This is a genomic window from Candidatus Aminicenantes bacterium (assembly GCA_026393855.1).
GTDB lineage: Bacteria > Acidobacteriota > Aminicenantia > Aminicenantales > UBA4085 > UBA4085.
This window is the reverse complement of sequence record JAPKZJ010000022.1, coordinates 1-15,226: the sequence shown is the minus strand read 5'-3', so window position 1 is coordinate 15,226 and position 15,226 is coordinate 1. Positions and strand designations below refer to the sequence as shown.

The 15,226-nt window shown below is 64.4% G+C and carries 9 protein-coding genes and 1 tRNA gene; 8 read left to right on the top strand and 2 right to left on the bottom strand.

Annotation, left to right across the window (positions count from 1 at the left end; all coding sequences use genetic code 11):
• The first annotated feature begins 25 nt into the window (after window positions 1-25).
• The 6 genes from NTZ26_02960 to NTZ26_02935 all read left to right on the top strand — a co-directional run bounded on the left by NTZ26_02960 (window position 26) and on the right by NTZ26_02935 (window position 6,636).
• Window positions 26-111: transfer RNA gene (locus tag NTZ26_02960), tRNA-Leu, on the top strand.
• 234 nt (window positions 112-345) lie between these two features.
• Window positions 346-867: a prepilin-type N-terminal cleavage/methylation domain-containing protein gene (locus tag NTZ26_02955; protein ID MCX6559453.1), complete on the top strand. Its 522-nt coding sequence runs from the start codon at window positions 346-348 to the stop codon at window positions 865-867.
• A 3-nt stretch (window positions 868-870) separates the two neighbouring features.
• Window positions 871-1,326: a type II secretion system protein gene (locus tag NTZ26_02950; protein MCX6559452.1), complete on the top strand. Its 456-nt coding sequence runs from the start codon at window positions 871-873 to the stop codon at window positions 1,324-1,326.
• Window positions 1,323-2,414 carry a prepilin-type N-terminal cleavage/methylation domain-containing protein gene (locus NTZ26_02945; protein ID MCX6559451.1) on the top strand — a complete coding sequence of 364 codons (1,092 nt, stop codon included), beginning with the start codon at window positions 1,323-1,325 and terminating at the stop codon, window positions 2,412-2,414. Before NTZ26_02950 ends, NTZ26_02945 begins: the two co-directional genes overlap by 4 nt.
• Window positions 2,411-3,013, top strand: a complete 603-nt coding sequence (locus tag NTZ26_02940) for a pilus assembly PilX N-terminal domain-containing protein (GenBank protein MCX6559450.1) — start codon at window positions 2,411-2,413, stop codon at window positions 3,011-3,013. The genes NTZ26_02945 and NTZ26_02940 overlap by 4 nt, the downstream gene beginning before the upstream one ends.
• A gap of 11 nt (window positions 3,014-3,024) precedes the next feature.
• A complete protein-coding gene (locus NTZ26_02935; GenBank protein ID MCX6559449.1) occupies window positions 3,025-6,636 on the top strand; it encodes a PilC/PilY family type IV pilus protein in 3,612 nt (1,203 codons plus the stop codon).
• 308 nt (window positions 6,637-6,944) lie between these two features.
• Here the strand turns inward: NTZ26_02935 and NTZ26_02930 are convergent, their stop codons facing one another.
• Window positions 6,945-9,743, bottom strand: coding sequence for a family 78 glycoside hydrolase catalytic domain (locus tag NTZ26_02930; protein MCX6559448.1), 2,799 nt, complete (start codon window positions 9,741-9,743; stop codon window positions 6,945-6,947).
• A gap of 135 nt (window positions 9,744-9,878) precedes the next feature.
• Between NTZ26_02930 and NTZ26_02925 the strand changes: the two genes are divergently transcribed.
• Together NTZ26_02925 and NTZ26_02920 are read left to right on the top strand one after the other, a co-directional pair.
• Entirely contained in the window at window positions 9,879-12,077 is a 2,199-nt protein-coding gene (locus NTZ26_02925) for a hypothetical protein (protein MCX6559447.1), read from the top strand.
• A 137-nt stretch (window positions 12,078-12,214) separates the two neighbouring features.
• Window positions 12,215-12,607 carry a PEGA domain-containing protein gene (locus NTZ26_02920; GenBank protein MCX6559446.1) on the top strand — a complete coding sequence of 131 codons (393 nt, stop codon included), beginning with the start codon at window positions 12,215-12,217 and terminating at the stop codon, window positions 12,605-12,607.
• An 87-nt stretch (window positions 12,608-12,694) separates the two neighbouring features.
• On the opposite strand, the gene NTZ26_02915 is transcribed toward NTZ26_02920, so the two are convergent.
• Window positions 12,695-14,878 carry a peptidylprolyl isomerase gene (locus tag NTZ26_02915; protein ID MCX6559445.1) on the bottom strand — a complete coding sequence of 728 codons (2,184 nt, stop codon included), beginning with the start codon at window positions 14,876-14,878 and terminating at the stop codon, window positions 12,695-12,697.
• Between the last annotated feature and the right edge of the window lie 348 nt (window positions 14,879-15,226).

Genomic DNA, 15,226 nt, shown 5'->3' with positions numbered 1-15,226 from the left:
TCCGAGGCTGAGTTTTTCTTCCCGTGCGGAAGTGGCGGAATGGCAGACGCGTAAGCCTCAGGAGTTTATGGCCGTAAGGCCGTGGGGGTTCAAGTCCCCCCTTCCGCACCAACATCCTGCTCCGATTCTGCTCTTCGTGGAGTGAGCGTTTCTCCCGCGCCGGACGGGATTTTTCGCGCCGCGCCCGCCCTTCTCACCCCCCTCGCCGCCGACGGCTAGTCGCCGGCCGTTTTCTTCACCCCCGGGTTCATCGGCCTCGGCGATTGCCCCGGCGGCGGCCCTTCTGTATCATAAGAGGCGGATACGGGAGCGGATTCGTCCGGATCCCGTCCTTTATGGAGGTTCATGTCCATGGGGAGCCGGCGGCGCTCGAACGCGGGATTCACCCTGTTCGAGATGATCATCTCGGTCGCCGTGATCGGGATCATGGCCCTGGCCTTCTATCCCAACTTGATGAACCCGACCGACGTCCGGTCTTTGGATATGGGCTCCCGAGAGATCTTGTCCACCCTACAATTGGCCAAGTGGCAGGCCGCCTCTGCCAAGCTCAATCACCGCGTGCGCTTCTACTCCCTGAGCGGCCGCTGGTGGTACGCCATCGAGTTCGAGAGCCAGACGGGCACCTGGACGGCCAAGCCCGGCCAACCCACTAGAAGCGTGGCCACCAAGTTCGTCCTGACCCTGACCTTGCCGGCCAACGCCTCGGTCATCTTCACGCCGACCGGCTTTGTCGACGGCTTCGATACCGCCCGCAACACGGTGGCCCTGGCCTCGGCTAAGCTGACCGGTATGGGCCAGTCGGGCCGCCGGCTGATCCGCATTTTTGCCAGCGGATCGTTCCTCTTGTCGGCGGACAACGGAGGATGAGCGATGAAGCCGAGGCGTTTTTTCCCCCTCCGCCGCGACCGCCGCGGCTTCACCCTGATCGAAGCCCTGATCGGGATCGCCGTTATGGGCATCGCCATGCTCGGCCTGGCCCAGGCCTTCCTGATCGGTATGGCCAACAACCGCCGAGCGGGGGAGATCGGCCATGCCTCCCTCCTGGCCCAACAGAGAATCGATTATCTTCGGACCCTGACGGCCGAGGAGCTGGAATCGTATCCCACGACCTCGCGGGGCGAGCAATCCGATGAGATGATCGACTTCAACTCCGACGGCAACCTCGATTTCCGCCGCCTGACCCGGATCCAGGTTTCGGGCCTGATCTACAGCGTCAAGGTTCTCGTCTTTCCGTCCACCCGGGCTGGGGTTGCGGCGGCGACACTACTGGCGGACCCCTGGGCCAACGGCGTCCGGGCCGTCCTGAACACGGTGATCGGCCGATGAGACACGATGCGCGCCGCTCCGGGTTCACCCTGCTCGAGCTTCTGATCGCGAGCACGGTCATGCTGGTCGTCGTGGTCAGCGGGCTGGCCATCTTCTCCCGCAGCAACAAGTCCTCGGCAGACCAGCAGCAGTATGTCGAGCTCCAGCACGATGTCCGGGGAGCGATGTTTTTTCTGACCCGGGACATTCGCATGGCTGGCGCCGGGCTGCCCGACGTCTACGCGGGCTGGGCCCTGGAAGGGGTCGACAACGAAGCCACGGGCACCGCCGAAACGCCCGACCGGTTGTGCATCGTGGGCAATATCGAGAATCCACTTGTCCTGCGCATTGCCAACTACAGCGGCTCTTCAAAAAACGTGACGATCGAAGACTACAGCCTGGAGCGAAGCGGATATCCGGACTCCTTCTACCTGGGGAAAATCGTCATGGTCCTGCCCAACCCCTCGTCGGGCTGCAACGGCAGCGCCTTAAGGGAGATCACCGGCGTCTTCCATAACGAACCGGGGACCCATGAAGGCTTCCAGTTCTCGACGAAGGATCTCTCCAATATCAATCCGAAGCACGGATTGCGCGACGTCTGCGCCGACTCGGACTTTTTCGACGGCGGCAGCATCATATTCGCCGACATCCGCGAGTATTGGCTGGACGTCACCGGCAGCGTGTCCGGGCTGACCGCAGGTCAGAACGGCTACATCGGGGGCGGCGTCGGCGGCGTCCTTTATATGACCCTCAACGGCGTCCACTACCCTCTGGCCCAGAATATCGAGTCCCTCCAGTTCCAGTACAACGGCGATTTCGACGGCGATGCGGACGGCCGCTTGGACGGGTTCCAGAACTGGAGTACGGCCTGGACCAACGCTCAGATCGGCCGCATCCGCGAGGTCCGGATCCAGATCCTGGGCCGGACGCGCGACGTCATGGCCTCGATCGGCAAGGTCGCCTCGCCGGGCCTTCATATCTACCGCCGGCCGGCCCTGGCCAACACCGCCGCCGCCGCGACCGACGATTGGCACAAGCGGTTCCTGCTGGAATCCTCCTCCGCCATCCGGAACCTGTCCATGAACCTCTACAACACGGGGATGCGATGAGCCGGGCCGCGCGACGCAAGCACGAGCAGGGGTCCGGCCTCTTTATCGTTATCCTGATCGCGGCCTGCCTGGCCGCGATGGGGCTGTCGATCCTGACCCTGACCGCGATGGGGCCCAAAATGGCGGGCGGCCTGCGAACCCAGGAAGAGGCCTTCAACGCCGCCGAGGCGGGTTTCGATGCGGCCCGGGCCGAGATCGAGGACCATTTCGCGGTCGGCGATTGGACCGATTTCTCCGGCCGCACCCTGACCGTCCCGACGGGCATCGACATCCCCTTCAATTCCGGTGTTGCGAACGCCGCCTATTTCCGGCGGAAGACCGACGACGAGCTCATGCGGCTGTTCGACGCCGCGGGAGACGGCACGCCGGACGTGGCTCCCCTCGTCGCCTTCCGGCAGACGTTCGCCCTGGACGGAGCGGGAGCAGTCGACCCGCGGCTGGTCTATACGGCCTTTCTTATCAACGACGAGGCCGGCGGCGGAGCGGCGGACCCGAGCGACGCCCTGCTGGTCGTCATCGGCGAGGTTCGCCAGGGGACCCGCACCCTGGCCTCGACCCGCCTTGAGATCGGCCTCTCTTACCAGGCCCAGGGAAATTGAGGAGTGACACTATGACGCCACGCATCATCCGGATCGGCGCGGCCGCCCTTGCCCTGGCCTTGGTCCTCCTGCTCGTCGGTACGGCCTCGTCCCAGAGCTGTGTGGAGAACACCGGGACCTTTGCCGAGACCTTCAGCGACGCCTCCGACCTGGATACGGCGGCGAGCTCCGTCAAGTATTGGTTCAACGATCCGGCCAATCCGCGCGACATCATGACCAACAATCGGGTGGGGGCTAATTTTGAAACCGCCAACCCGAGCTACGTCCCGGCCTGGATCAACGCCCTGACGGCCAACGACTTCGACCTGGACGGCTGGCCCGACTACATCGGCACCAGCAGCTCCTACAGCAACTGCCTGGCCTTCGTCCGGAACCTCGGGGCGCAGGGATCACCCGGGACTTTCCAGATCGCTTCCTGGATCGACGGCTCCACCGGCAACGCCTCCGGCTGGCCGACCCGCGGCGTCGGCGGGGCGGCCATCGACAATGAGGGCCATTGCGGCATGACCTCGGGCGACTATGACGGCGACGGTGACATCGATTTCATTCTGATCGTCTCGACCACGGCGGGTAGCTGCGACCTGAAACGGGTCTGGCTCTACGAAAACACCCTCATCTCGGGCGGCCGCAATACGGGAGTCTTGTCCTTTGTTCGGACCGATCTGACCTCGGCTTGGTCCGGGACGGTCGGCGGCATCGCCTGGTCCTCGACGATGGTCGTCTCCATCGATTTCGATGCCGACGGCGACGTCGACGTCATCATGGGTAACCGGGACGGCGACATCCTGAAGATCACCAACACCAAGAACAATCGGATCAACGCGCAGACGTTCCTCGTCGAGACGACCCCCCTCATCTCAACCGGTTGGGGCGGACGGGGCGTCAACACGGTCTCGGTGGCGGATTTCGACGGCTCGCCCGGGCTGGACATCATCGTCGGCAGCGTCTCCACCGCCGACCTGCGTTTCTACAGCAACGACGGGACCGGGCACTTCAACTTGGCCGCCTCGTTTACGGACGGCTCCGGCGACCTCCACAACAACATGTACGACGGGGGAGCGACCGTCAGCCTGGTTTACGATTTCGACAGCGACGGCGATCAGGACCTGATCATCGGGACGGACAACTATAATTACGGCGGCAACGGCTACGGCGGCAAGGTCTATTACTTCAAGAACGGCGGCTCGGGCAACTTCACCGTCAAGCTGGTCTTCAACGGCCCGCTCAAGTCCCCCGCGGTCTATGATTTCGACCTGGGGGCGGTGCTCGACTTCAATAAAGACGGATCCATGGATTTTCTGATCGCCGACGGCAACGACTCCCAGTATTACTACCTGTTCGTCAACTCGCTGGCCGACGTCTATAACTTGTCGGGACTCGGCCTGTCGCTGAATCTCACGCCGACCATGTCCGGCCGCCAGTACGCCATCACCAAGGCCCGCATGACGGCCATCGATCAAAGGATTATCGGCAGCTCCTCCAGCGGCTTGACCATCGACTACTTCGTCTCCAACAACGACGGACAAAACTGGGAATACTACGCGGGCTACGACGGTTCTCAAATCGTCAACGTCACCAACCAACCCTGGCACGATTTCCATACCTATGGCTCCAGCCTGCGCTGGAAGGCCGTCCTCACCGCCGCCGAAGACGCGATGACCGACTACACCGACGCCTCCTACGAAACGCCGGTCGTCGATACCCTCCGGATGGAGTATGTCTATGTGGAGCGGCGCGAGTATTCCCGGTCCTCGGCTGCGGCCACGACATCCGATCTTTCGGGCCGGCGCCGCAAGCTCCTGATCTCGTCGTCCTTCATCTTTCCCGGATCGGAAGGTCAATTGCGGGCCTATGACGTGACCAACATCCGGGTCTCCTCGACCGGGGGCTCGACCATCCAGACGATCTCCCAGGCCGATCCGTTCAGCTCCACGGGCCGAACCGTCGCCTCCGGGGGCGAGATCTTCTGGGACGCGGGGCAGCAATTGCAGGTTCGGGACCCGGCCAACCGGACGATCTACTGCTCCTACCGGCCGAACAGCTCGACGGCCTATTCGCGGCGCGATTTTACGACCGCCAACACCGGCACCCTGGCTTCGCTCCTGGTCGACCCCGACGCCGACAACGCCGGACTGATCGAGTTTGTCCGCGGCGTCGGACGGAGTTGGAAGCTGGGCGACATCCTCCATTCCAGTCCGACCATCATGGGGCCGCCTGCGGGCGACTCCGTGGCCATGGGCGCGGGCTACGCCGCCTTCATGCAGGCCTGGGCGGGGCGAACGCCGGTCGTTTTCGTCGGGGCTAACGACGGCATGCTGCATTGCTTCGAGCTGGCCACGGGGCGGGAGCTGTGGGGCTGGATCCCCTACAACTTGATCCCCAAGCTGAAGAACATGTCCGGCAAGGACGCCTATACGGGCGAACGGTATTTCCGGTCGGATCTCTTTGTGGATGGCACCCCGAGTATCGGGGACGCCTACATCAACGGCGCTTGGAAGACGGTTCTCATCTGCGGTCAGGGCGGGGGATACGGAAGCTCGATCGGGGGAGGCCTGAACTACTATTTCGCCCTGGACGTCACCGACCCGGCCAATCCCCTGCCGCTCTGGGAGCTCACCAACGCCAATATGGGCGAAACGTGGTCCGTTCCCGCCATCGGCCAAGTCACCCAGAGCACGACCGCACGCTGGGTGGCCTTCATGGGCTCGGGCTACGACAACAGCACCAGCGCCGTAGTCGGAAACCGATTCTATGTGGTCCGTCTCGACACGGGGGCCATCCTGGTCAACCGGACTGCGGCCAACGTCAACACCAATGTCACCGGCCATCCGCACCGCTATACCGACATCTACAACGCAATCCCAGGTTCGCCGTCGGCGGTGGACATCAACCGCGACGGAAAGACGGAATACGTCTATGTCGGCGACTTGGACGGGCGCCTCTATCGGATGCCGTTGAGCTCCACCAGTACGACCTATTGGACGCTGAACGCCATCTACACGGATCGCTGCAACTACCCGATCATCACCAAGCCGGCGCTGTACCCGGATCCCGCTTCGGGCGGTCTGCCCGTGCGAGTCTTTTTCGGCACGGGCGGCGACGACCGGGCCCCGGCCGATCGTCCCTATGCCCTCATCGATTTGCGCGACGACGGCACCTCCCAGACGATCGAATGGTACATGGGCGACGCCGCCGAGACGGGCTTGGCTTCTTCGCTGCGCAAGGGATCGTTCGGGACGGGCGAGAAGGTCTGGGCCGATCCCGTCATTTCGGACAAAATCGTTTATTTCAGCACCTTGATGGGCAGTATCGAGAACGTCAATCCCTGCCTCAACTTGGCCAGCCTCGGCCGCCTGTACGCAAGATTCGTCCAATCCGTGGCCGGCAGCGTCCTCGGCGGCTCGGCCTTGAAGAGCTCCTCCGGAACCGCGGTCGAAAGCCTTCAGCTCGCCAGCAAGGCCCGCAAGGCCGTGACCATCGGCGAGCGGCAGAAGGCGCCGGGGTCCTATAAGCGCGAGGTCTACATCCAGGAATACGATTCCACGATCGAGCGTCTGGAGCAGCCCGTCGGGGCCCTCCTGCGGATCACCTCGTGGCGGGAGATATTCAAAGTTATCCGCTAGACGGTTCCATTTATTTCACTTTCAATCTGTGTGGCCTGCGACGCGGGGATTGGCCCGGCGGCTTCGGGTCTTTAACGCCTTTTCCCACCGATCTCCTTGGCGCCTCCGGAACTCCGCGTGTTTGTCCATTAAGGCTTCCTTGACCACCCACTCCGTCTCGTTCTCCTTGAAAGTCGCGTGCTCAAACATCCTCCGGCGGCCGCTGGCTTCCCTCGGAGAGAAGTGGAAAAAGGCTAGACCCTCGCGATTTCGCCGGTGCCAATCCCCACGCCGCCTCACCATCCCACACAGATTGGGGATTGAGTTATTTATTCCCAAGCAGATTCAAATACGTAGCGCCCCGAGCCGATGCGGATGATGGTCCGGCCAGATGCCGTCGCCGTCACGCCCGAGACGCCGGCGCTTTCCAACGCCGGCCGGCCGCCCTCCAGAACCGGGCCGGACGCGTGTCCGGGCCACTCCACCGCGGCGCTCGTATTCGGCGGAACCGTCAGCGCCAGCCGGAAGCGCTTCCCCTCGATCCGCCATTCCGTTTCGATCCGGCCCCGGACCGTCTCGATCGCGGCCCGGGCCCAGGTCAGTCCGCCGACGGGTTGAGGCCGAATGAGGATTTTCTTGAAGCCGGGGCCCTCCGGATCGCCGCCGATCCCGGCCACGTCGCGGTAAAACCACTCGATGATGTGGCCGAGCATGAAGTGGTTTTGGGACGAGGCCCGGCCCGCGTCCCAGGCTTCGGTCAGGCTGGTGGCTCCGGCCTTGAGCTGAAAGCCGTAGCCGGGCTTGTCCGAGCGGCTGTTCATATCGTAGACGACATCCGAACGGCCGCCGTCGGCCAGGGCCCGCAGAAGGTACCGGAACCCCACGTCGCCCGCAGTCAGGGCGTCGCCGCGCGACCGCACGTCCTTGACCAGGGCCTCCAGCACGGCCGCTTCCCGCCCGGGCGGGACGAGCCCCATGACCAGGGCGATGGACTGGGAGGCTTGCGATCCGGAGGCGTAGACTCCGGCGGCCGCATTGAAGAAGCGGGCGTTGAAGGCGGCCTTGACGGCCTCGGCCCGGGCGGCGAACGCCCGCGCTTCCTCGGGCCGGCCCAGGATTTCGGCCGCCTTGGCCAGGATCAGTGTGTCGGCGTAATGGAAGGCGGTCGCGGTCAGCGCCTTGGGCGTAAGCTGCGCCTCGCCGGGCGGCTTGGGCCCGATGTCGTACCAGTCGCCCAGGCCGTGCGAAACGATGCCGTCCACGGCCTTGGTCGACAGGTAGTCGACATAGCGCTTCATCCCGTTGTAATAACGCCGCAGGAGATCGGGATCGCCGGTCCATTCATACTGCTGCCAGGGCACGAGGACGAAGGCGCTGCCCCATTCCGGCGAGTCGCGGAACCCGCCCCTGAAGACCGTGTATTCGGGGGCGATGTCGGGAACCAGTCCGTCCGGAAGCTGGGAGTCGGCCATGTCGATCATGGTCTTGGCGAAAAGCCGGGACAGATCCCACTCGAAGCGCAGGGACGGCCCGTTGAGGTGATATTGCTCGAGCCAGCCCAGCTTTTCGCGGTGCGGGCAGTCCGTGACGAGACTCATCAGGTTCGAGCGCTGGGCCCAGCGGATGAGCGTCCGGATCCGGTTGAAGAGGTCCGAGGAGCAGGCGAACTCGCCGGCCGGCGCGGCCGAAGAGTGGACGACGATTCCCTCCAGCGAGACGATCACAGGCTGTTTGCCGCCCGGCTCGGCCGGCGTCCGTTCGACTTGCAGATAACGGGAACCGTGGTAGAAGAACTTGGGGACGTACGTTTCCGTTCCCGCCCCGTTCAAGGTGTATTGCCAGTAGGCCTCCCCGCCGCCGACCGACCCGCGATCGACCGATCCGTCCGCGGCCAGGAGCTCGGCCGGAATGATCCGCACCGACGATCCAGCCGGCCCTCGGACGACAAGTCGGGGCATGAGGGAGACGTTTTGGCCGAGGTCATAGACTTCCACACCGGGGCGCAGGGCCCGGGTCCCCACCGGATGGAGCGTCTCAATGGCCCGGATGGCAGGCGCGGCGGCGGCGGAACCGCGCAACGCGCCGCCGGGCCCGGGCAGGACGGCGGCCGCGGACCAGGCCGTGTCGCGGAAGCCGGGCTCGTCGAATCCGCGCGGGACGAGCCGGGCGTCGTAATCCTCCCCGCCGTATACGCAGGAGAAGGTGATCGGGCCGGGTGCCGTCCGCCAGGATCCGTTGCTGCCGACGAAATCGACCGCGCCATTGGCATATTCCAGCCGCAGCAGGGCGACGGCCTTGAGCGGGCCGAACGTGCCCTTGAACTTGGTGTAGCGGCCGCCGGTGACGTTGTAGAAGCCGTTGCCCAATAGAATCCCGATGGCGTTCGCGCCGGGACGCACCAAGGCGGTCACGTCATAGGTATCGTAGAGGCAGGTCTTGTCATATTTGGTCCAACCGGGAGAGAAAAGATACTCCCCGACCCGGCGGCCGTTGATCGTGGCTTCGTAGAAACCCAGCCCGCAGACGAACATGTCGGCCCGGACGAGAGGAGCCCGGACGGCGAACTCCCGGCGCAGCAGGCGAGTGGGGGCGGGCGGGGTTCTATCCGGTAGGGCGCCGATCCAGACGGCCCGCCATTCCCCGGGTCGCAGGATGCCCATCGCCCAGCCGGCCGATTCGCTCCAAGACGATTCCCGGCCGTCCTGGTCCCAGACCCGGACTCGCCAGGCCGCCCGTTTGAAGGAGGCGAGAGGCCAGCCGGCATAGGCGATGCCGACGGTATCACCCGAGTCGACTCTGCCGCTGTCCCAGAGGTCCGGCCGGTCCGCCGCCAGCATCTCGTGCCGCGAGGCGGCCTGGATCCGATAGGCGGTTTGGCGCAGGCCGCGTCCGTCTCCCGCGATCTTCCAGGACAGGCTCGGCAAGGGGGCGTCGATGCCGATCGGCTCCACGGCGCCTTGACAGCGGAGATCGACGGCCCGGATGTTACCGCCGGGCTCGGCTGCCGCCATCGGGGGAGCGATTTCGGCCGCGAGCGCGATAGAAAACCAGGCCGCCAGAAGGACGGCCGATGAAATAAAGACCACCCGGGAGTATCGGCGGGAGACGAGATGACGGATGAGGGGCATAAGAACCTCCTGATTCGATCGTTGATTTCCTATCACAGACAGGGGGAAAAGAGTAGCCCGGCGCAAGACGATAATATTTCGGGAAGGAATGCCGTCCGTCCGGCGTCCTAAGTTCTTGGGGAAAGCAGGCCCGAGATGCATCTCGGCATCGCGATAGTTCTAGCTCTTCTGGCCGGCGGTCCTTCGGCCGGTCGCTTGCCCGTGCCCGCGAACCGCCCCGCGGACGCTTTAACTCCGGCTCCGTCCGATTTGCGGTATGCGTTTCCGGTCGGCGACGTGCTGGTTTACGAGCGGGTCTTTGACACCGAAAACAGCCCGCTCGACCATCCGGACGTGAAATACACGGTCCACGAAGAGTGGCTGATCAAGACCGCGGTGGTCAACCGGAACAGCACCGCCGTCGGGACGGCCATCCAGGCCAATCGGACCAAGCTCCGTATCACTGGGCGTGCCGCCTTGGTCAGGGCCTTGGGCGAAAGCGACGCCGACAACATTCTGTCGCTTTATGAGCGGGCCGAGACGACGTCCGTCCGTTACCGGATCGTGGACGAATTCGGGCGGAGCCTGAACCGCAGCTACAGCCTGCAGGACGCCGCCTCGTTCGTCGTCTCGTCCATGAAAGGCCTTTTTATCCTTCCCACTCAGTCGATCTGGGAAGGATGGAGTACTACACCCTCGGGCGATCAGCCGATGGATATCGTCTATGAAGGCGTGAAGAAGGAAGGCTCGTCGTTCCAGCATGTTTTCAGCGGCCGGCACCCGGCCGGCTGGGCCCTCATGGCCGTCGATCGCGACCTGGGCCTGCCGGCCCGGTTCGAATATGCCGCCGATTACGGCGGCGCGGGCGAGCGGAGACGCGAACATGCCTCGGTGCGGCTCAAGGGCGTCCAACGGGACGCGTGGCACGCCTGGGACAAGGATCCGATGGTCGACCGGGCCTTGGTCCTGGGGGCCATCACCGATGCGGGGCTGACCTGCCGAGCCGGGATCATCAAGCGCTTTCTGGCCGGATCCGACGTCCAGGAGCAGAATCTGGCCGCGGCCTATTGCGCCCGCCGGGGCATCCCCGACGGACTGGACATGAAGCGCTACCTTTACGCCCGCAACCCGATCGTCCGATTCAACGCCGCCAAGGCGCTCTCCAAGTTCGGCGGCGACGCCCGCCCGCTCATCGCCAAGATCCGCGACGCGGATCCTTATGTCGCCCGCCGGGCGGCGGATTATTTCAACCACAGCACCGACGTTCTGCCGCCCGACAAAAAGTTCGTCTTTTGGGTTCTCCAGAATTGGCTGTACGAGGGAGGGGAGCTGCCCGATCTTTTCCAAGGGGATGAGGAATCCCTGCGCGATCTGCTCCGGTTTCTCAAGCCGGCCAACGATGCCGTGGGCGGCTGCTACCGGTACTACCTCCCCGGCGAGCCGACGGATTTTCGCCATCCCTATTATGTCTCTTTGCCCGAAGACTACGATCCGGCCGAGACTTATCCCATGATCGTCTATCTGGGCATGGGCGACGGCCGCGGCGATTTGGCCTTCCAGGCCATCTACAACGGCTTGCGGGCCGCCGGGGCCCTGTCCCATTTCATCCTGCTCGTGCCCCAAGCCGACGGCAAATGGTGGGATAAGGACGTCGAACCGGTCGTCAACCGGGTGCTCACGGCCGCCCTGAAAACGCTGTCCGTGGATACGAACCAGGTCTTCCTGGCCGGCAGCTCCAACGGCGGGATGGGGACGATCTACTTCGGAACCCGTCTGCCCGACCGGTTCGCCGGCCTGGCCGCGAATATGGGCTATCCGGTTGTCGATCGCCGATTCCTGGAGCAGCCGCAGAACCTGGAGGTCCTGAAGAATCTGACCAACGCCCGGGTCTTTTTAAGCCACGGCGCGCAGGACGATCAGGTGACTCCTGAGGGTGACCGCCGGACCGCCGACATCCTGCGCCAGGCGGACGGGCAAGTGACCCAGCGGGTCATGCCCGGACGCAAGCACAACATCGACATCCGCGAGGTCATCGCCGAAATTTTGGACGTCTTCGCGTCCGGGCGGCGGAACGCCTATCCCCGGCGCATCGACTTCGTTCTGGCCGACGCGGCTTATCCGCGCTGCTTCTGGATCGAGGCCGAGGGAGCCCCGGCCGGGGCCGAAATCCACGCTGCGGTTACCGGCAATACGCTCGTCGATCTGACCCGGGACGTCGTGGTTCGGGTCAACGGCCGGGAGGCCTATCGCGGCCCGGTCAAGCCCTCGGCCGACGACCTGCTGTTCTCCCTGGCCATGACCGCGGACGCCCAGGCCGCCTACGGCGCCTGCCTCGAGATTGATATGATCAATTAGCCGTCAATAAACCGCCTCAGGGAGGAGGCGGGGGAGGCGATTGGCCGAGCGCTCCCCCTGCCTAGAGGATTGATATGAAGGCTTTTTTCCTATAAACTCCGAAAGCGATTGCCGTTAATATTCTTCATGGGGGTACTATGAAAAAGATTTTTGCCCTGCTCGTTGTCATCGGCTTGGTCGCCACAGGATGTGCAACCCTGTTCAAGGGAGCATCCGAAGAAGTTCGGATGGAGAGCAAGCCCAGCGGAGCTGAGGTTTGGATTGACGGACAAAAGATCGGCACGACGCCGGTCTCACTCAAGCTCGAATCGAAGAAGACCTACAACATCGAATTCAAGCTTGACGGCAAGGCAAAAACCTTCCGGCTGACCAATCACATGGCGGCCGGATACTTGATTCTCGATATCCTGGCTGGCCTTGTCCCCGTCATCGTCGATGCGGCAACGGGGGCGTGGATGAAGCTCGACACCAACAACGTGATCGTCGATATCGACTGGCCGATGGACGCTCACCCTTCGCCGATTCAGTAAAGCAAAAAGCGCGTACCGGATTAGTTTGATTGTTTGCCTTATTTCTCTGCCTTGGGGCGCTATAAAGCGGGTGGCTGTTGTCAGCGCTTATTCGTGCCGTTGTGGAATAAGTCCGTCGATCCGCTCGATGACGTCGCATTCCAAAATGCGGTCGACGACGTCCAGCCCGGAGATGATCCGGGCGAAGACGGTGTAGTCGTGATCCAGCCGCGGGTTATCGACGACATTCACGAAGATTTGGGCGTCGCCGGTGTCCCGGCCGCGGGTCGAGATGCCCAGTGTCCCGCGGTCATGGGAAGCGAGCCCGAGCTCGTCCCGCAGGTACGGCCCGTCTCCCATAATCTCGTTGGCGCCGGGACTCCCGCCCTGGATGATGAAGTTGGGCACGATGCGGTGAAACGTCAGCCGGTTGTAATATCCGGCCCGGGCCAGCGTTGCGAACCGGGCTGCAGTCGCAGGCGCTTCGTCCGTGAGCAGCTTCAATTCAAAGACACCTCCGCCGGCCATGGTCACTTGAACGACGGCCGAACCAAGCTTTTCCACCTCCGCCATGCGGGCCCGAACAACCGAAATCGGCCGTGGGCGGACCTCCGGCTTGCGGCCCGTCCAACGCTCGACGATTCCGGCCGCGGAGGCCGCCACGGCGGGATCGAAGTCCGCGGCATAGGGCGCAATTCGGGTCGCCGCCGCGGGGGTGGCCAGCTCGCCGATCCGCTCCAGGAGGGCCAGCCGCGGGTCGCGCGATGTATCCCGTCTCTCGGCGGTCACCCTATCGAGGGCCTCGAGGAGGGCCGGAACCGCCGTTTCGGCGGCGGAGCTCTGCTTCAGGCCCCGGGCCGCCGTCTGGATGAGCTGATAGTCGGGCCGAGACAGAGAGGCGACGAGGAGGGCGTCGGCTTGATGGCCGATCAGGCCGACGAGAGCGGACAGGGCGGCTTCGCGGACATTGTCGCGCGGGTCGCCGGCCAGCCTTCGGAGGGCCGCCTCGTCCTTGAGCAGGCCGGCCGCGCGGGCGGCGTACATGCGGATGGGCCAGGCGGCCGCGGACTCGAAGGCGGGCAGAATCGGACGGGCGGCATCGGGTGCGATGCGGGCCAACGAAACGAGAGCGTGGGCGGCTGTGTGCCAGGCCGCGGCATTTGTCGGAAGCCCGCGGGCCGTCTTTTCCAAAAGCTCCCGAACCTGGTCCTTTGGCGCCGCGGCTTGGCCCAGAAGGTCCAAGGCCAGCAGCGCCGTATGCGGCCAGGAATCCCGGACGGCGGCGAAGGCGGGGGCGGTGTCGGCGGCCATCAGCCTCCGGCCGTAAACCCTTAGCGCTTCATAGCGGACCATCCCGGAGGTATCTTGAAGTCCGCGCCGGACCAAGCGCTCCACGGCTGCCGCGGGGATCGAGCCTTGCACTCGGCCGCTCAAGCCGGCCATCGCCAGCCGCCTCAACTGCTCGTCCGGGTCGGCGGCCGCGCTTTCGAAGACCGGCTCGTCGAGCCTGTTGGCCGAGGTCAGGGCTAGGAGAGCGAGCCGCCGGGCCCCGGCCGCGGTTTCCCGGGTTCGCGGATTCCAGCCGGGATCGGGCTTGGCGGATACGATGGACTTCATGGCGGCGACCAGCTCGGGTCCGGCCGGTCCCATACGGGCCTGCAGGCGAAAGAGCGATTCCGCCCCCTTGGCCGCGCCGTGGATGGCCGGCAGGCGGACGGGATCGAGCCTTGCGCCGATCTCTCCGATGACTGCGAGAAGGGCCTTTTCCGCGGCCCGGATCGAATCCACATCCCGGTAGGGAAGGCGGCCGATCGTTTGGGCCAGAGCGCCCCGGACGGCCGGATCCCGCTCGGAATCCAGCCGGGAGAAAAGCCGTGCTTGAGCCGCGGCGACGAAAGCGGTGTCGGCCTTGCGGCCGGTTTCCGGGGCGGGTCCGGCCGGTTTGAGAGCGTTTACGCTCTGGCCGATGGCATTAGCTGCTTCGGCCCGCACTGACGCATCGGGATCGGCGAGAAGCACGGCGATAGTCTCGCTTAAAGACGGCCGTTCCAGCCGCCCCAAAGCCCGGACGGCGATCCTCCGGATGTCCGCCTTCTGGTCTTTCAAAGCGGCGGTCAGCGCTTTCAGGGCGGCGGCGTCCGGAGCCCGGCTGTTCTCGGCTTCGAAGATCCCTTGCCGCAGGGCTTGTTCGGCTTGGAGGGCGTTGAGATTCTGGGCTTGCCCCGGGGAGGTCCCGAGAGAGAACGGGCCGAGCAGGACGGCGAGGATCAGGGCCGAGAGCGTTTTCTTCATGATCGGACTCCGATCTCCGGCATGGATGTCTTTGCGGCCGATTATATCAGCGTAGGCCGATTCCGGGAAAGCGGGGCCGTGTATCGTTGCGCGCCTTCGGCGGAAAGAGATGCTTTTGTCGTTGCGAGCCTTCGCCGCAGGCGAGGCGCGGCAACCTTTCATGTGCGGAATTTCTATTTCTTGAAGACCGCCGGCCGCAGGATGAAGACGTTTTCGTGCTCGAACTTCCCCTCGATCACGGTTTCCAGCTTATACCCGGCTTCGGCCGCCTCCTCGGCGACTTGTTGCCGGGTCAGATCCCGCATCCCCCTCTCAGTGTGGGCGGGAGACGGCTCGACCATGGCCACT

Coding starts and splice junctions, on each gene's coding strand:
- NTZ26_02945 (MCX6559451.1), top strand. CDS start 1,323: ATGAGACACGATGCGCGCCGCTCCGGGTTCACCCTGCTCGAGCTTCTG.
- NTZ26_02920 (MCX6559446.1), top strand. CDS start 12,215: ATGAAAAAGATTTTTGCCCTGCTCGTTGTCATCGGCTTGGTCGCCACA.
- NTZ26_02930 (MCX6559448.1), bottom strand. CDS start 9,743: ATGCCCCTCATCCGTCATCTCGTCTCCCGCCGATACTCCCGGGTGGTC.
- NTZ26_02915 (MCX6559445.1), bottom strand. CDS start 14,878: ATGAAGAAAACGCTCTCGGCCCTGATCCTCGCCGTCCTGCTCGGCCCG.
- NTZ26_02950 (MCX6559452.1), top strand. CDS start 871: ATGAAGCCGAGGCGTTTTTTCCCCCTCCGCCGCGACCGCCGCGGCTTC.
- NTZ26_02925 (MCX6559447.1), top strand. CDS start 9,879: ATGCATCTCGGCATCGCGATAGTTCTAGCTCTTCTGGCCGGCGGTCCT.
- NTZ26_02935 (MCX6559449.1), top strand. CDS start 3,025: ATGACGCCACGCATCATCCGGATCGGCGCGGCCGCCCTTGCCCTGGCC.
- NTZ26_02940 (MCX6559450.1), top strand. CDS start 2,411: ATGAGCCGGGCCGCGCGACGCAAGCACGAGCAGGGGTCCGGCCTCTTT.
- NTZ26_02955 (MCX6559453.1), top strand. CDS start 346: ATGTCCATGGGGAGCCGGCGGCGCTCGAACGCGGGATTCACCCTGTTC.